General features: G+C 69.5%; 17 protein-coding genes. 12 read left to right on the top strand and 5 right to left on the bottom strand.

Annotation, left to right across the window (positions count from 1 at the left end; all coding sequences use genetic code 11):
• Nucleotides 1–4: 4 nt before the first annotated feature.
• Nucleotides 5–259, bottom strand: a complete 255-nt coding sequence (locus OHS16_RS09990) for a glutaredoxin domain-containing protein (protein ID WP_328536819.1) — start codon at nucleotides 257–259, stop codon at nucleotides 5–7.
• Nucleotides 260–445: 186 nt separating this feature from the next.
• Here OHS16_RS09990 and OHS16_RS09985 point away from each other — a divergent pair, with 186 nt between their 5' ends.
• From OHS16_RS09985 to OHS16_RS09970, 4 genes are all read left to right on the top strand, one after another.
• A complete protein-coding gene (locus tag OHS16_RS09985) occupies nucleotides 446–2,626 on the top strand; it encodes an ATP-dependent DNA helicase UvrD2 (RefSeq protein ID WP_328536818.1) in 2,181 nt (726 codons plus the stop codon).
• A gap of 174 nt (nucleotides 2,627–2,800) precedes the next feature.
• A complete protein-coding gene (locus OHS16_RS09980; RefSeq protein ID WP_443042585.1) occupies nucleotides 2,801–3,109 on the top strand; it encodes a hypothetical protein in 309 nt (102 codons plus the stop codon).
• 131 nt (nucleotides 3,110–3,240) lie between these two features.
• Nucleotides 3,241–3,609 carry a WhiB family transcriptional regulator gene (locus OHS16_RS09975; protein ID WP_328536817.1) on the top strand — a complete coding sequence of 123 codons (369 nt, stop codon included), beginning with the start codon at nucleotides 3,241–3,243 and terminating at the stop codon, nucleotides 3,607–3,609.
• Nucleotides 3,606–3,935, top strand: coding sequence for a hypothetical protein (locus tag OHS16_RS09970; protein ID WP_328536816.1), 330 nt, complete (start codon nucleotides 3,606–3,608; stop codon nucleotides 3,933–3,935). Before OHS16_RS09975 ends, OHS16_RS09970 begins: the two co-directional genes overlap by 4 nt.
• 108 nt (nucleotides 3,936–4,043) lie before the next feature.
• On the opposite strand, the gene OHS16_RS09965 is transcribed toward OHS16_RS09970, so the two are convergent.
• Together OHS16_RS09965 and OHS16_RS09960 are read right to left on the bottom strand one after the other, a co-directional pair.
• Nucleotides 4,044–5,531, bottom strand: a complete 1,488-nt coding sequence (locus OHS16_RS09965) for an ABC1 kinase family protein (protein ID WP_328536815.1) — start codon at nucleotides 5,529–5,531, stop codon at nucleotides 4,044–4,046.
• 40 nt (nucleotides 5,532–5,571) lie between these two features.
• Nucleotides 5,572–6,714 (bottom strand): TOMM precursor leader peptide-binding protein, encoded by a 1,143-nt coding sequence (locus OHS16_RS09960; RefSeq protein ID WP_328536814.1) that lies wholly within the window; start codon nucleotides 6,712–6,714, stop codon nucleotides 5,572–5,574.
• Nucleotides 6,715–6,962: 248 nt separating this feature from the next.
• On the opposite strand from OHS16_RS09960, the gene OHS16_RS09955 reads away from it, so the two are divergent.
• The 4 genes from OHS16_RS09955 to OHS16_RS09940 all read left to right on the top strand — a co-directional run bounded on the left by OHS16_RS09955 (nucleotide 6,963) and on the right by OHS16_RS09940 (nucleotide 10,742).
• A complete protein-coding gene (locus OHS16_RS09955) occupies nucleotides 6,963–7,559 on the top strand; it encodes a M48 metallopeptidase family protein (RefSeq protein WP_328536813.1) in 597 nt (198 codons plus the stop codon).
• A 120-nt stretch (nucleotides 7,560–7,679) separates the two neighbouring features.
• Nucleotides 7,680–9,278, top strand: coding sequence for a TerD family protein (locus OHS16_RS09950; protein ID WP_328536812.1), 1,599 nt, complete (start codon nucleotides 7,680–7,682; stop codon nucleotides 9,276–9,278).
• An 11-nt stretch (nucleotides 9,279–9,289) separates the two neighbouring features.
• Entirely contained in the window at nucleotides 9,290–9,970 is a 681-nt protein-coding gene (locus tag OHS16_RS09945; protein ID WP_328536811.1) for an AIM24 family protein, read from the top strand.
• A 16-nt stretch (nucleotides 9,971–9,986) separates the two neighbouring features.
• Complete coding sequence (locus OHS16_RS09940; protein WP_328536810.1) at nucleotides 9,987–10,742, top strand: AIM24 family protein; 756 nt, start codon at nucleotides 9,987–9,989, stop codon at nucleotides 10,740–10,742.
• Nucleotides 10,743–10,809: 67 nt separating this feature from the next.
• Here OHS16_RS09940 and OHS16_RS09935 read toward each other — a convergent pair whose 3' ends face one another.
• The gene (locus tag OHS16_RS09935) at nucleotides 10,810–11,349 is read right to left on the bottom strand and encodes an NUDIX hydrolase (RefSeq protein ID WP_328536809.1); all 540 of its coding nucleotides are present in this window, start codon (nucleotides 11,347–11,349) and stop codon (nucleotides 10,810–10,812) included.
• Complete coding sequence (locus tag OHS16_RS09930; RefSeq protein ID WP_328536808.1) at nucleotides 11,346–12,830, bottom strand: zinc-dependent metalloprotease; 1,485 nt, start codon at nucleotides 12,828–12,830, stop codon at nucleotides 11,346–11,348. Before OHS16_RS09930 ends, OHS16_RS09935 begins: the two co-directional genes overlap by 4 nt.
• Before the next feature lie 242 nt (nucleotides 12,831–13,072).
• Here OHS16_RS09930 and OHS16_RS09925 point away from each other — a divergent pair, with 242 nt between their 5' ends.
• The 4 genes from OHS16_RS09925 to OHS16_RS09910 all read left to right on the top strand — a co-directional run bounded on the left by OHS16_RS09925 (nucleotide 13,073) and on the right by OHS16_RS09910 (nucleotide 16,385).
• Nucleotides 13,073–14,185 (top strand): SDR family oxidoreductase, encoded by a 1,113-nt coding sequence (locus OHS16_RS09925; RefSeq protein ID WP_328536807.1) that lies wholly within the window; start codon nucleotides 13,073–13,075, stop codon nucleotides 14,183–14,185.
• 193 nt (nucleotides 14,186–14,378) lie between these two features.
• A complete protein-coding gene (locus tag OHS16_RS09920) occupies nucleotides 14,379–14,915 on the top strand; it encodes a molybdenum cofactor biosynthesis protein MoaE (RefSeq protein WP_328536806.1) in 537 nt (178 codons plus the stop codon).
• Nucleotides 14,916–15,054: 139 nt separating this feature from the next.
• The gene (locus OHS16_RS09915; protein WP_328536805.1) at nucleotides 15,055–15,225 is read left to right on the top strand and encodes a hypothetical protein; all 171 of its coding nucleotides are present in this window, start codon (nucleotides 15,055–15,057) and stop codon (nucleotides 15,223–15,225) included.
• A gap of 65 nt (nucleotides 15,226–15,290) precedes the next feature.
• On the top strand, nucleotides 15,291–16,385 hold the full coding sequence (locus tag OHS16_RS09910; protein ID WP_328536804.1) for a YlbL family protein: 1,095 nt from the start codon (nucleotides 15,291–15,293) through the stop codon (nucleotides 16,383–16,385).
• Nucleotides 16,386–16,407: the final 22 nt, after the last annotated feature.

Below are 16,407 nucleotides of genomic sequence, written 5' to 3'. Positions count from 1 at the left end.
GGGATCAGGCGGCGAGGGCCTGCTTCACCTGGGCCAGTGAAGGGTTCGTCATGACCGACTCGGTGCCGGAGGGGGCCACGATCAGCAGGGTCGGAACGGTCTGGTTGCCGCCGTTCGCCTTCTCGACGAAGGCCGCGGAGTCGGCGTCGTGCTCGATGTTGACCTCGGTGTACGCAATGCCCTCGCGGTCCATCTGGCCCTTCAGCCGACGGCAGTAACCGCACCATGTGGTGCTGTACATCGTCACAGTGCCCGACATGTCTGTGTGCTCCTCTGCTGATTCCTGCTTTTCCCGGTACGCGAGGAGTCCCGGGGCCCGGCCCCGGGACATCGCACGGGATAGAACGCAGGCTGTGCGGCCGGCATTCCCGTATCAGATACGACTGCACGGCCCCCCTGTGGACAACCGCCCCGGGCTCCTCCCGGAACCTGGCAGCATGGCGGGGTGACACCAGCAACGCATTCCTCTCTCTTCCCGCAGGTCCCCGACTCGGCCGACGCGGTGCTCGACGGGCTCGACCCCGAGCAGCGCGAGGTCGCGACGGCCCTGCACGGTCCGGTCTGCGTGCTGGCCGGAGCCGGCACGGGCAAGACAAGGGCGATCACCCACCGCATCGCCTACGGCGTGCGCTCGGGGATCCTGCAGCCCGCGACGGTGCTGGCCGTCACCTTCACCAACCGCGCGGCGGGCGAGATGCGCGGGCGGCTGCGCCAGCTGGGCGCGGGCGGCGTACAGGCGCGGACCTTTCACTCCGCGGCGCTGCGCCAGCTGCAGTTCTTCTGGCCGAAGGCGGTCGGCGGCGAGGTGCCGCGGCTGGTCGAGCGGAAGATCCAGCTGGTCGCCGAGGCGGCAGCACGCTGCGGGATCCGGCTGGACCGCAATGAGCTGCGCGACGTGACCGGTGAGATCGAATGGGCCAAGGTCACCCAGACCGTTCCTGCCGACTATCCCGCGGCGATCGCCAAGTCCGTCCGGGAGGCGCCGCGCAATCCCGCCGAGATCTCCCAGATCTACGCGATGTACGAACAGCTCAAGCGCGACCGGGGAGTGATCGACTTCGAGGATGTGCTGCTGCTGACCGTCGGCATCCTCCAGGACCGGCACGACATCGCCGAACGGATCCGCAGCCAGTACCAGCACTTCGTGGTGGACGAGTACCAGGACGTGAGCCCGCTCCAGCAGCGGCTGCTCGACCTCTGGCTCGGCGACCGTGACGATCTCTGCGTGGTCGGGGACGCCGGCCAGACCATCTACTCCTTCACCGGCGCCACCCCCGATCATCTGCTGAACTTCCGGGTCCGCCACCCGGAGGCGACCGTGGTGAAGCTGGTCCGCGACTACCGGTCCACCTCCCAGGTCGTCCATCTCGCGAACGGAGTGCTCGGTCAGGCGAGCGGCCGGGCCGCCGAGCACCGCCTGGAGCTGATCTCGCAGCGCGGCCCGGGCCCCGAGCCCGGATACACCGCGTACCAGGACGAGCCGACCGAGGCGGAGGGCACAGCCCGCCGGATCAGGGAACTGATCGCCGCGGGCGTGCCCGCCTCGGAGATCGCCGTGCTGTTCCGTATCAACGCCCAGTCGGAGGTCTACGAGCAGGCGCTCGCCGACGCTGGGGTGCCGTACCTGCTGCGCGGCGCCGAGCGGTTCTTCGAGCGCCCAGAGGTACGTGAGGCGGGTGTCGCGCTGCGCGGGGCAGCCCGGGCCGGCGGGAACGACTCGCTGCTCGACGACGCGGTGGACCTGCCGTCCCAGGTGCGGGCGGTGCTCGGCACCAAAGGCTGGCGAGCGGAGCCCCCGGCAGGCTCCGGGGCGGTCCGCGACCGCTGGGAGTCGCTGGCCGCGCTGGTGCGGCTGGCGGAGGACTTCGCCAGGGCGAGGGACGGGGCGACCCTGTCGGATCTGGTCGGCGAGCTGGACGAACGCGCTGCGGCGCAGCACGCCCCGACCGTCGAGGGCGTCACCCTCGCCTCCTTGCACGCGGCGAAGGGGCTGGAGTGGGACGCGGTATTCCTGGTGGGGCTGAACGAGGGCATGCTGCCGATCACCTACGCGAAGACGGACGAACAGGTCGAGGAAGAGCGCCGGCTGCTCTATGTGGGAGTCACCCGGGCGCGGGTGCATCTCTCGCTTTCCTGGGCGCTGTCCCGGTCGCCGGGTGGCCGGGCCTCCCGGCGGCCCAGCCGCTTCCTGAACGGTCTGCGGCCCGGTTCGGCCGCGGGGGTGCGGGGCAGCGCGGCGGCCGGTGGCGCGGCCGGTGTCGAGCGTGGCAGCGCGAGTCGCCGCAAACAGCGCGGGCCGGTGCGGTGCCGGGTGTGCGGCAAGACGCTGACCGACGCCGGGGACATGAAGCTGATGCGCTGCGAGGACTGTCCTTCGGACATGGACGAGGCGCTCTATGAACGGCTGCACGAGTGGCGCGGGGTCCAGGCCCGCAAGGTCGGCCAGCCCGCTTTCTGTGTGTTCACGGACAAGACGTTGATGGCCATCGCCGAGGCCGTGCCGTCCACCGAGGGCGAGCTCATCGGCATCGCCGGAGTCGGTGCGCGGAAGATTGCCCGGTTCGGTGCCGACGTCCTTGCGATCTGCGCAGGTCAGGAGGTTGACCCCGCGCCCGGCGAAGACTGACCGAAACTCGTGGAAAAAATAGTTTGCGCACGCGCGGGGAACCCCCTTAGGTTCTTAACCACGGGAACAGCGACTTCTCTGAAGCCCTGAATCCGTGCTGTACTTAACCCGAATACGTATGGGACGAGGCCTCCGGGCCTCCCGTCCCCGAGACGCCGAGAGGAGGCGAGACCAGTGGCAAGCATCACGAAGTTCACCAAAATGACCGACCGCTCGGTCGTCGCCACCTGCCCGCTCGACGTCTCGCTCCGAGGGACTGGTCTGTCCGGTATTTCTGCCGCCGGCCGTGTCTCCCTCGTGAACCTGCCCGTCCGGGATCTCAATGAGCGACCGACCGAGGCACCGGAAGCAGCAGTAGCAATCGCAGCGGCCAAGACCTATGCGTTTGCGGCAACCGGTGCCGGCTTCGGGAAGCAGCACGAAACGCAGCACCACACGATGTGGGCCTTCCGCGGGCTCGAACCCTGGAGTGATCCAGTCTGATACACCATCAGGCAGGCGCCTTCAGGGCCGCGGAACCCCACCCGGGATCCGCGGCCCTTTTGTTTGTACTGGGCCACCAGACGACCTTCGGTCAAACAGACCGGAACAACCAGACGAGGAACGAAAACACCGTGCAAATCGAAGCGCACGCCCCGTCCGTACCGCCCTCGCAGACGCTCCCGCCCCCTGATGCCCCGGAGGATCCCACCGTGTTCCCGCTCACCGCGCTGACCGTGCTCGACGACGCCATCGAGAACCTCGATGTGCCCGTACCCTGCCGGGCCTACGACCCGGAGGTCTTCTTCGCGGAGACCCCGGCCGATGTGGAGTACGCCAAGTCCCTCTGCCGTACCTGCCCGCTCGTCGAGGCCTGTCTCGCCGGCGCCAAGGACCGGCGCGAGCCGTGGGGTGTCTGGGGTGGCGAGCTCTTCGTCCAGGGTGTCGTGGTTGCCCGCAAGCGGCCGCGTGGCCGTCCGCGCAAGAACCCGGTCGCCGCATGAAACTCGCCGGCCCCGGAACGATTGACCGTCCCCACACGCACGATCCCCAGAAGCGGGACCCGATGACCTCTTCCACGAGTGAGCCGTCCGGCTCCGCAACCCCAGTCGTCACCACCATCGGCGCCACCGCGTCGCGTCAGAACAGGACCCGAGAGATGCAACTCATTCCAGAAGCCATGGCTCGTGCCCATATGCACGAGCGCCGCCGGGAGGCCGACATGGAGCGCCAGGCAATGCACCTGCTGGCTGCCCGTCGGATGCAGCGTCGCGCCGAGCGCGCGTCACTGCGCGCCCGTCGTGCGCTGGCCATGGCCGTCATGCAGTAACAAGCAGGCGAACAGCAGAGCAGGCGAGTAACAGCGCAGGCGAGAAGCGAAGAAGAGAACGGGGGCCGGCCGCGATCGCGGCCGGCCCCCGCCGGGTGCCCGGGACGTTCAGATCCGCGCATCGGCAGCCGGCAGTTCCCCCTCTGTCTCTGGTTCGGCAAGCGGCAGCTCTGTTTCGGCGCTTGCCTCGCTACCCTCGCCGGAACCTGTCTCGGCCTCGGCAGGCGGCAATTCCGCCTCAGTGTCCGGCTCTGCGTCCGGCCCCGTCCCGGCAGGCAGGAAGCCGGGCAGCCACATCTCGAGTTCGTCCCGGAGCCGCACGGTGGCGCCGAGTTGGCACAGCACCCCGATGGTGCTCAGCGTCACCCGGTGTATCAAAAGGTACGAGGGCGGCAGGTTGAGCTGCCGGCCCAACTGGTGCGCGGGGGAGCGGGGGTCGGCGATCCTGGCCGCCTGTGCTCGGATCCAGCTCCGGGTGAAGGTGAACTCCTCGGCCTGGGCCGGTTCGATGATCGGCAGCAGATATTCCAGGACCGCCTCGGGGTCGAGGTCGATGGAATCCTTGACGAAACCCTCCTCGCGGAGCAGCTCGTAGACAGCCTCCGCCTCCCCCTCGATCGTCATCCGCAGCGATTCGCCGATGGTGTCGGGCAGACCGCCGGGCAGCCGATCGACAGTCCCGAAGTCCAGTACGCCCAGCCGCCATTCATCGCCGTCTTCGCCGGGCAGCAGACGGAAGTTGCCCGGGTGCGGATCGGCGTGCAGCAGTCCGGTCCTGGCGGGCCCCGAGAAGAGGAAACGGGCGAGCAACTGGCCTGCCCTGTTGCGCTCGTCGGCCGTGCCTTCGGTGATCACATCGGCCAGCGGCACCCCGTCGATCCATTCGGTGACCAGCACCTGGTCGCTCTGGTGCACGACATCGGGAACCACCACGTCCGGATCGTCCGCGAACTCGGCCGCATGCGCGCGCTGCGCCCGGGACTCCAGCTCGTAGTCCAGTTCCTCCGACACCCGGTCGCGCAGCTCGGCGATGAGCGGCTTGATGTCCATGCCGGGGATCAGCGGGCCCAGCATCCGTGCGAAACGGCTCAGTTGGGTGAGATCCGAGAGCAGCGCCTCCCCGGCCCCCGGGTACTGCACCTTGACCGCGACGTTCCGTCCGTCGTGCCACACCGCCCGGTGCACCTGCCCGATGGACGCGGCAGCCGACGGTTTGTCGTCGAACTCCGTGAACAGCTCCCGCCACTGGGTGCCGAGCTGCTCCTCCAGCACGGCATGCACGGTACGCACGGGCATGGGCGGGGCTGACTCCTGCAGCTTGGTCAGTGCCGCCCGGTACGGGCCCGCGACCTCTTCGGGCAGTGCCGATTCGAAAACGGAGAGGGCCTGGCCGAATTTCATCGCACCGCCCTTCAGCTCACCCAGCACCTTGAAGAGCTGCTCCGCGGTGCGTTGCTGGAGCTCGCGGGCCACGATCTCCGCGGATCTGCCGCCGATCCGCTTGCCCAGCCCCCAGGTGGCGCGTCCGGCGAAGCCCAGGGGGAGTGCGGCCAGCTTGGCGGTACGAGTGACCGCTTTCCGGGGAAGATCAGACATGCGCCCCTCCAGTTCCCAGATTGCCGTGGAGCGTACGGCGTTACCCGGCCATTGTGTCGTGTGGAACCCCGGCCCCCGAAGGGCGCTCCCCTTCAGTGTGCCCACTGGCACCGCACGAGCAGTCGGGGTGGGGTCCGATCCGTGCCGAACGCCAGTCGAGCAAGGGCAGGGATGCCTCGCACCGCGCTCCGGTGGAGGCCGGCAGATCGCCGTCGATGAATGTCAGGGCATGCGCGGCCGCGAGGCCGGCCACGGCGGTGGCCAGCCCGAGGTCGCAGGCCTGGACCGGGTTGCGCCGGCCGGAGCGCCACTGCGCGACCATCCTCGGCCACCCGGGATCACGCTCCGCCCGTCGCAGCGCCAGGCACCCCGAGCAGGCGGTGCCTCCGGGAAGGACAAGAGGGCCAACGATTCCGGTGCCTTCGAGAACTCCGGTATAGAGGTGCGGGGTTCCGGAGGTGATCCAGTCCGCGGCATGAGCCGGGTCAGGGACATATGCCGCGAATCCATCGCGTGGCGCCACCACGATCAGCGACAGCCCGGGGCCGCCATCCGTCCCCGTCCCCTTCCCAGCAGCCCGTGGCGGCGTGCCGGGCGCGGACCGTCTCACCAGCCTGCGGGCCGCTGTGTCCCGGCGTTCCCCGGCCGCCTCCGCCGGGAAACCGCCGGGCGCGATGTCCCACGGCTCGACGCAGCCCCCGTCGAGGACTTCGACCTGACCCACCCCGGAGGCCGAGAGCAGCGCGGCGACCGCGGCGCCGACCCGGCCGGCGCCACGGACCTGGATCCGTACGGCCCGTCGGGCGGCCAGCCTGGCCGTCCCGGCGCCCGGTCCGGGGTGGATCAGGGAGAGCGACGCCAGGTCGGGGCGCAGCCGGTCGACAGTGCTGGATCTCTTCCGTAAGGCGTCGGCCGCCTCTCCGCCCGCCGTCGCGTCGTCGATCAGTCCGGCGGCGGTCAGCCGGGAGAGCAGTTCGTCCAGGTGGTGCTCGGTCAGCCGTAGGGCCCTGGCCTCCTGGCGCAGCAGATCCGGTCCACGCGTCCCGTCCAGCAGATCGAGCAGACAGCCGGTCGCGGTGTCGATCGGGCCGAGCACCATCGCCTGGGCCGGAGTCACCCCGAATTGCACGGACTGCCTGTCCCGCCATGCGCGCCGCAGCGCGGGTTTCACCATCGGATGCATTGTTCGTCCCCGTTCGTCGGTGGGCCCCCGGTGCGTCCTGACGCGCACTCGCCACACCTGCCGCACGCTCTTCGCGCGATCCTGGTGCCTGCGCCCGTTGCCAGAATGGCGGGAGTGCGCAGACGCTGCGAAAAGTTATCCACAGGGGTGGGGAATTAGTACTTCAAATGGTGCACACCGTGGAACGGATCAAGCTCCGCGCGTCCGGGGACAGGACTTCCCGCACTGACAGCGGGTAACGTCGGGGCGTGCCCGTCGATCCCCTGCACACCGCCGGAAACCCATCGCGCAGCGCCAGGAGCCAGCAGCCCCGCGGCCCTGTGACGAGCGCGGTCGAGGTGCGCAGAAGCGCTCGGCGCAGCAGAACCGTCTCCGCCTACCGTGAGGGCGATCGCACCATCGTGCTGATCCCGGCCCGTATGTCGGATGCCGAGGAGCGCCGCTGGGTGACCGTGATGCTCGACAAGCTCGCCGCCCAGGAGAGCAAGCGGGTTCTCGGCGACGTGGAGCTGACGGAGCGCGCGGAGCGGCTGTCCGCCCAGTATTTCGACGGCAGGGCCCGACCCGAATCGGTGCGATGGGTGACCAACCAGAACACCCGCTGGGGCTCCTGCACTCCGGCCGAGGGAAGCATCCGGCTCTCGCACCGGCTGCAGGGCATGCCCGAGTACGTGGTCGACTACGTACTGCTCCACGAGCTGGCCCATCTGCTGGTGCCCGGCCACGGCCCGCGCTTCTGGCAGCTACTCGACGCCTATCCGCGCACCGAACGCGCCCGCGGATATCTCGAGGGTGTGGTGGCCGCGGAACGGCTGCCGCATCTGCCCGCCGCACGCGGTGAGTGACGCTGCGTCACTCTGTACCGTCTCCGTACCGGGTGGGCACCGCCTTGGCCGGATGTCGGCTTTTGCCGCTAGCCTGGCGCGACGTAATCGCATTTCCGGGATGGGGGACGGTCGTTTCGTATGGCCAGGGAATTCCAACGCGGCCACAAGGCCAAGATCAGTGACCTCACGGCGGGCACCGATCTGTACGTAGGTGTGCAGATCGCGGGCGCCGGACTGACCTTCGACATCAGCTGCTTCGGGCTCGACGCCAATGAGCAGCTTTCGGACGACCGTTACTTCATTTTCTTCAACCAGCCGAAGTCTCCCGAGGAGTCGGTTCAGCTTCTCGGCACCCAGGCCGGCGACACCGAATCGTTCCGGGTCACCCTCGACCGCATTCCCGCCAACATCCACAAGCTCTCGTTCACCGCGACCATCGACGGACCCGGGCAGATGTCGCAGGCCGGCCCCGGGTACATCCGCATCGTCGCGGGTGGTGAAGAGGTCGTCAGATATGCCTTCACCGGCTCGGAGTTCACCACCGAGCGTGCGGTCATGCTGGGCGACTTCTATCTCAAGGACGTCTGGCGCTTCGCCGCCATCGGGCAGGGCTTCGACGGCGGGCTCGACGCCCTGCTGAGGAACTTCGGCGGCGAGGTGGCCGAGGAGGAGCCGGCCGCCCAGCCGCAGAGCACGCCGCCCGCTTTCGGGACGCCCGCCTTCGGTGCTCCGGCCGCCCAGCCCGCGCCGTCGTTCGGCGCCCCGGCCGCCGCGCCCCAGCAGGCCCACGCCCCGCAGCCCGCACCGGCGTTCGGAGGTCCGTCCGCCGGGCAGCAGCCGCCGCCCGCGCACACACCACCGCCCGTACATGCGGCGCCGACCATCGCCGCGCCGATGCAGATGCCGGGTGGGACCGTACCGCCGCCCGCTCCCGCTCCGTACGGACAGCCGCCTCAGCAGCCGCAGTTCGGCCAGGTGCCGGGCCAGGCCCAGCCGCCGGGGGCCGCTCCGTACGGCGGGCCCGCCCCCTACGGGCAGCCCGCTCCGTACGGGCAGCAGCAGCAGCCGGCCGCCGGCCCAGGCCTGCAGGCCGCCTTCCAGAAGTACCGCGAAACGGCCACCGGCCAGCGGTGGACCCCGCAGAACCAGTATCTGATGCGGGCGGACCTCACCGTCAGCGGCAACCCGGTACTCGCCCGCCAGGGCAGCATGGTGATGTATCAGGGCAAGGTCGACTTCAGCTACAAGGGCGCCGGCTTCGCCGGGCGGATCGTGGGAAATGCCACCGGCCAGGAGATGCAGCTGATGCGCTGTACCGGCCGCGGCCAGGTCTTCTTCGCCGAGGACAGCTCCCATCTGCATCCCATCGAACTTCAGGGCGACGGCATCTGCGTCTCCGCTGAGAACGTGCTCGCCTTCGACGAGACGCTGCAGTACGAGGTCCGCAGGATCGAGGGGCACGGCATTCCCGGCGGTGCCCTGTTCACCATGCTGTTCCAGGGGACCGGCACGATCGTGGTGAAGACCCACGGCACCCCGGTGGTCCTGCCGGTCACGCCGACCACGTTCGCCGACTGCAACGCGGTGGTCGCCTGGTCGTCCGCTTCGCAGGTGATCGTCTCCAGCCAGGTGAGGCTTCGGCGCAACGCCTATCCGGGCGACAGCGGCGAGAGCGTCAACCTCCAGTTCCGGGGCGCGCCCGGGAACTTCATCATCGTCCAGCCGTACGAGGTCTGAGGGAGCCCGTCATGAACCAGCAACTCGCGGGCTACACCCCGACCCCCGTCACGGCCCGCATGGAGAACCACGGCAGCAAGATGCTGAAGGTCGCCATGCAGACCGGGCAGGATCTCCTCGCCCGTACCGGCTCGATGGTCGCGTACGAGGGATTCGTCCAGTACGAGCCGAACCCGCCGGCCGTGCGCCAGATCGCCCGTGACTGGATCACCGGTGAGGGCGCCCCGCTGATGAAGTGCTCCGGCGACGGACTGCTCTATCTCGCCGACTACGGCGCGGATGTCGTCGTCATCAATCTCAACAACGACGCGCTCTCGGTCAACGGCACCAACCTGCTGGCCTTCGACGCGAACCTCACCTGGGGTGTGGAGCGGGTCAAGGGCATGGCGAAGTTCGCCGGCCAGGGGCTGTGGAACATCCAGGTCTCCGGCAGCGGATGGGTCGCCATCACCTCGCGGGGCACCCCGCTGGTGGTGGACTGCGGCAGCGGTGAGGACGAGACCTATGTCGACCCGGACGCCCTTGTCGCCTGGTCCCCGAATCTCAGGGTGAAGGGGAAGCGGAGCTTCAAGGCGTCCTCACTCATCGGGCGGGGCAGCGGGGAGGCCTACCAGATGGCCTTCTCCGGACAGGGAATCGTCGTCGTACAGCCGAGTGAGGACAGTACCGACCGTCTGCGGATCCGGAACTGAGAGGAGCCAGAACACCATGCAGAGCCCGCTTTTCAGCTACACGGAACAGCAGACCCAGGACCGGTACACGGCGCAGAACTCGCAGTTGCTGCGGGTCGCGCTGGCCGGACACGACGACATCCTCGCCCGCAAGGGCTCGATGGTCGCCTATCAGGGGCTGATCGAATTCGACGCCGAGTACCAGTCGAACCAGCAGCACCGCGCTCGGGCTCACACCGGCGAGGGGCTGAACCTGATGCGCTGCCATGGGCAGGGCACGGTCTACCTGGCCAACCTGGCGCAGCATGTGCACATCGTCGACGTCGACCACGAGGGTCTGACGGTGGACAGTGCCTACGTGCTGGCGATGGACTCCACTCTCAGTCACACGGTCGTGGCAGTGGACAGTCAGTACGGCATCTCCGGGTCCGGCAAGTACCAGCTCAACATCACCGGGCAGGGAAAGGTCGCGCTGATGACCTCGGGCCAGCCGCTGATGATGCAGGTCACGCCGGACAAGTACGTCAACGCCGACGCGGACGCGATCGTCGCCTGGTCGTCCGGACTGCGGGTGCAGATGCAGGCGCAGACGCACTCGTCGAACGTGCGGCGCCGACGCGGTGACACCGGCGAGGGCTGGGAGCTCAGCTTCCTCGGGCAGGGCTTCGCGCTCGTCCAGCCCAGCGAGGTGATGCCGCCGCAGCACGCGCAGATCGGGCAGGGGCTCGGTGCGCAGTACGGTGTCGGGCAGTACGGGGCGCACACCCAGAACCAGGGCAACGCCTGGAGCTGAGTGCCCTCGCGTCAGCGCGCCGGTGAGGGGCGGGTCCCGTGGTAGGGACCGCCCCTCACCGTGTCGCTCAGAGCACTGCCCGGACCCGGTCCACCAGGCGCTGGACCGAGGCATCGGCCACGGCCGGCACCTCGTCGTAGCCGAACCAGCGCAGATCCAGCGATTCGTCACTGATCAGTTCGGTCGATCCCGGGGCTGCCAGCGCGGCGTACTGCATATCGAGGTGCCGGTTGCAGGGCGCCGGGATCGCGTGACGGTCCAGCGTCACCGGGCCGCCGGGCAGCAGGGTCAGACCGGTGATCCCCGACTCCTCGGTCGCTTCGCGCAGCGCCGCCGCGGCCGGCGTCGGATCGCCCGGTTCGCAGTGTCCGCCCATCTGCAGCCACATCCGCAGCTTCCGGTGCAGGGTGAGCAGCACACGGCCGCGCTCCGGATCGATCACCAGCGCACTAGCGGTGAGGTGTCCCGCCGTGCAGGCCTTCCACATCCCGTCCGGATGCGCCGCGAGGTGATCCAGATAGTGCTGCCGCAGTTCCGCCTGCTCCGCGCCACCGTCCCGGCCCCGGTACTGCTCGAGCGTCAGGACCGCTTCGTCGTGAAGACTCACTTGTCGGTGTCGTCCTCGTCGCTCGTGCCGCCGTCCTGCGCCGTACCGGAAACGTCCTTTTCCGAGCCGCTCTCCTCCGAGCGGTTCTTCTCCGGGCCGTTCTTCTCCGGGCCGGCCTCGCCGGGACGGGTCCCGGCTGCCTCGCCGAGCATCTTGTCCAGCTCGGAGAAGTCCAGTTGCTCGTGGTGGACGAAGCCGTCGGGGTCGTCCAGATCGGATGCGGTCGGCAGCATGTCCGGGTGCTCCCAGAGTGCGTCCCGTCCGTCGACCCCGCGGGCGTCGGTCAGCGACGCCCAGAGCCGCGAGGCGTCCCGCAGCCGCCGCGGGCGCAGTTCCAGTCCGATCAGGGTGGCAAAGGTCTGCTCGGCGGGGCCGCCGGACGCGCGGCGTCGGCGCAGCGTCTCGCGCAGCGCGTCCGCCGAGGTCAGACGGGTCTTCGCGGCCTCGTGGACCACCGCGTCCACCCAGCCCTCGACCAGCGCGAGCGCGGTCTCGAGACGGGCCAGGGCGGTCTTCTGCTCCGGAGTGTCCTCCGGCTGGAACATGCCCTGCTGAAGGGCCTCCTGCAGCTGCTCGGGGTGCGAGGGGTCGAGCTGGCCGACCACGTCCTCCAGCTTCGAGGTATCGACCTTGATGCCGCGGGCGTAGCCCTCGACGGTGCCGAACAGATGCGAGCGCAGCCACGGAACGTGAGCGAAAAGACGCTGGTGGGCGGCCTCGCGCAGAGCCAGATAAAGCCGGACCTCGTTCTTGTCGACACCCAGGTCCTTGCCGAAGGCCTCGATGTTCAGCGGCAGCAGTGCGGCCTTGCCCGCCGGGCCCAGCGGGAGCCCGATGTCGCTCGATCCGACCACCTCACCCGCGAGCACCCCCACGGCCTGCCCGATCTGCTGGCCGAACATGGCACCGCCCATGGACCGCATCATGCCGAGCAGCGGGCCTGCCATGGCCTGCATCTCCTCGGGCAGTACGCCGCCCATGGCAGCACCGACGCGCTCCGCGACCGGATCGACGAGCTCCTTCCACACCGGGAGGGTCGCCTCGACCCATTCGGCGCGGCTCCAGGCGACCGCCGTACCCGCGCCGGAGGGCAGCGATGTGGCGCCGTCGAGCCAGAGATCGGCCAGCCGTACGGCCTCTTCGACGGCGGACCGTTCGGCGGGGCCCACGCTGGAGTCCTTGGTGCCGTCGGCGGTGCCCTGGGCAACCTGCTGGCGTGCGATGTCCTTGGCCATGTCCCAGTTCACGGGACCGCCCTCGTAGCTGAGCATCTGGCCGAGCTGCTGGAAGGCCGCACCCAGGTCGTTCGGGTTCATCGAACCGAACATCGCCGCGAAGGGGTTGTCCCCGCCGCTGCCGGGGCCGATCCCGAACGGATTCATCGGTGACTGACCGCCGCCCTGGTTGCCCTTGCTCCTGCCCTCGTCGCCGTCCTCCGGCTCCTCCGGCGGAAGGCCGAATCCGAATGGGGTGTCACTCACGGGTTTCCTCGGCTCGTAGGGCCGTCGGCCGAATGGCCGACAGCGATTGCCCGACAACACCACCCAGGGTAGGGGGTGACCGCCCGGTAAGGCCGGGTCCGACCTGGCGGTCGTCCACCGGACACCCTGGCCGGATAAGGGCTCAGTGCCATGCCGGAGCCTGCGCTGCGGCAGGATGGACGCCACCTGGTCCGTACGTGTCAGTTCGCGTACGTACTGAAGACAACCGCTGGAGACGCCCGGTGAGTTCCCCAGATCCACAGGTTCGCGCAGCGCGAAACCTTTCAGCCAAGCCCTCCCGAGGACCCGTCGTCGCGGTCACCGGCGCCGCTTCCGGTGTCGGCGCGCTGCTCACCCGGCGCCTGGCGGAATCCGACGAGGTCAAGCAGGTGGTGGCCATGGACGAGCGCCGCGGGGAGGTCTCCGAGGCGCAGTGGCACATTCTGGATGTACGCGACCCGGCCATCGCCGAGAAGCTGCGCGGCGCAGATGTCGTGGTGCATCTGGCGCTCGATCTCGATCTGGAGCGGGACGCCGCCGCCCGTACGGCCTACAACGTCCGCGGCACGCAGACGGTGCTCACCGCGGCCGCGGCCGCCGGCGTCCACCGGGTCGTGCTCTGTACATCCGCGATGGTCTACGGAGCGCTGCCCGACAACGGCATCCCGCTCTCCGAGGACGCCGAGCTGCGGGCCACGGCGGAGGCGACCGGGGTCGGTGACCTGCTGGAGATCGAGCGGCTGGGGCGCCGGGCGCCGCGCGCCCACCCCGGCCTCAACGTGACCGTCGTCAGACCCGCCGTCCTGGTCGGCGGCACCGATACCGCGCTCACCCGCTATTTCGAGTCGCCCCGTCTTCTCGTCGTCACGGGGACCCGTCCCACCTGGCAGTTCTGCCATGTCGACGATCTGGTCAGCGCGCTGGAGTACGCGGCACTCGAGAAGGTGGACGGCGAGTTCGCGGTCGGCTGCGACGGGTGGCTCGAGCAGGGGGAGGTCGAGGAGCTCAGCGGTATCCGCCGGATGGAGCTGCCGTCCGCCGTCGCGCTCGGAGCCGCGGCCCGGCTGCACCGCATCGGACTGACCCCGTCACCCGCCGGCGACCTGGCCTACACCATGCATCCCTGGGTGGTGAGCGTCAGCAGACTCCATGACGCGGGGTGGCGACCCCAATGGACCAACGAGGAGGTGCTCGCCGAACTGCTCGATGAGGTCGCGGGACGGTACACGGTCGGCGGCCGCAGGCTGGGCCGCAAGGACGCCACGGCCGCCGGTGCCGCGGGTGCCACCGTGGCGCTGCTCGGTACGGCGGCGCTGGTACGACGGGCGCGCAAGGCCCGGCGGGGCCGCATCTAGGACCGGGAGTCCTCGGTGCGGTGGCAGGCGTGCGACGGGGCGGACGTTCCTGCCGCAGCACGGGAAGTGGTGGGGAGTGCCCGCACCGCCGAAGGAACGCCGGGCGCTCTGTAGGACGCTCCAAGCGGCGGCCGCGGGTGCCGGGTGAAAGCGCTATTCCACCCTGTCCTCCCGGTACGGCACCATGGGCGCTATGGCTTCCTCCAACGACCGTCCGGGCGAGACGGCTGCTCAGTCCCCCTCCGGGGGGCCCACCGCGTCGCGGGCAGCGCACCCGGCGCCCGGCTCCCGCCCCGCCACACCGCACGCAGACCCGATCAGGCTGCTGGCGATCCGGGAGACCCCGCTGAGCCTCGACGAGGTCTTCGGCGCGGTGGGTGACGACGCCGCCGGCGGTACGGCGCTGTTCGTCGGCACGGTGCGCGATCACGACGGGGGCAGCCCGGTCGAGGCACTCGGCTACACCTGCCACCCGTCGGCCGAGGACGAGATGCGCCGGATCGCGGAGAAGATCACCGCACAGTTCCCGGTGCGGGCGCTGGCCGCCGTCCACCGGGTGGGGGATCTGGTGGTGGGAGATCTGGCGGTGGTCGTGGCCGTTTCCTGCCCGCACCGCGGCGAGGCGTTCGAGGCGTGCCGCAAGCTGATCGACGACCTCAAGCACGAGGTACCGATCTGGAAGCACCAGACGTTCTCGGACGGTACCGACGAATGGGTGGGTGCCTGCTGATCCAGGGCATCTTTCGGAGTCACACTCGACCAGATGCCCGATTTGCGTAACCGACCCCCTGCCGTGAGCGTTGGATCTGCAGACGGTTAATCTGCTGATCAGTCGGTTCGCGACTGTTCATGGGGGTCCGGAGGTCGCAATGGCTGCACTTGCCTGGTTGCTGATTCCGCTCTTTGCGGCGATCGGAGCTGCCGTGTGGGGCGGTTGGGCCGGCCGACACCGCACCACGGCCGACGGCGCCGAACTCGCGGGCTATGCGCGGTTCCGCGACGCCATGGAGAAGGCCGGGTCCGGTTCGGATCTGCTCTGACCGGGCGTCCCAGGACGGACCGGCCCCGGCGAGGCGCCGGAAGACCCGTCCCGTACTGTCGTTCCATGCCACGCCGCACCCTGACGCTGCTCACTTCCACGCTCGTTCTGATCGCGCTGCTGTGCGGCGGGGTGTTCCTCAGCGTCCCCTACGCCGAGATGAGCCCGGGCCCGACGGTGAACACCCTGGGCAGGGCCGGCGGCAAGCCTGTGCTGCAGATCTCGGGGCACCGCACGTACCCGACGTCCGGCAACCTCAACATGGTGACGGTCCGGGTCACGACCGCGGACTACAGCATGAATCTGGTCGAGGCGGTCTACGGCTGGCTCGCGCACGACACGGTGGTCGTCCCGCACAACACCCTCTACCCGGAGGGCACCACGGAGCAGCAGTCGACCCAGCAGAACGCCGAGGAGTTCAGTGAGTCCCAGGAGAGCGCCAAGGTCGCTGCCCTGAACGAACTGGGCATCCCGGTGAAGTCCCGGGTGGTCGTCTCCACGGTCGTCAAGGACAGCCCGGCCGAGGGAAGGCTGCACGCGGGCGACCTCATCAAGGAAGTGGACGGTACGCCCGTCAAGGAGCCGACCGATGTCGCCAAGCTGGTCACCCGGCACAAGGCGGGCCAGAAGGTCGTCTTCACGGTGATTCCCGCCGGGACTGCGGCCGGCGCCGCGAAAGCCGGCGATCAGCAGAAGGGCGGCAAGAAGGTCACCCTCACCACCGCGAAGGCGCTGCCCCCCGAGGAGCCGCACGCGATCGTCGGTATCAAGGCCGGCCTCGACCACACGTTCCCCTTCAGCATCGACATCAAGCTCGCCGACGTGGGCGGTCCCAGTGCCGGACTGATGTTCTCGCTCGGTCTCGTCGACAAGCTCACGCCGGGGGACCTCACCGGCGGCAAGTTCGTCGCCGGCACCGGCACGATCTCCGACAAGGGCGTGGTCGGCCCGATCGGTGGCATCGAGATGAAGCTGATCGGTGCGCGGAACGCGGGCGCCAGGTATTTCCTGACGCCCGCGGAGAACTGCTCGGCCGCTGCCGCCGACACGCCGTCCGGACTGACCCTGGTGAAGGTGAAGACCATGGACGGTGCGAAGAAGGCGCTGGACAAGATCCGCTCGGGGAACACCGCCGACCTGCCGAGCTGCTCGGCGAAGTAGCCCGCCGACGGGCGGCGTGCGG

The organism is Streptomyces sp. NBC_00344 (assembly GCF_036088315.1).
Lineage (GTDB): Bacteria > Actinomycetota > Actinomycetes > Streptomycetales > Streptomycetaceae > Streptomyces.
This window is presented reverse-complemented; position numbering and strand designations above follow the sequence as displayed.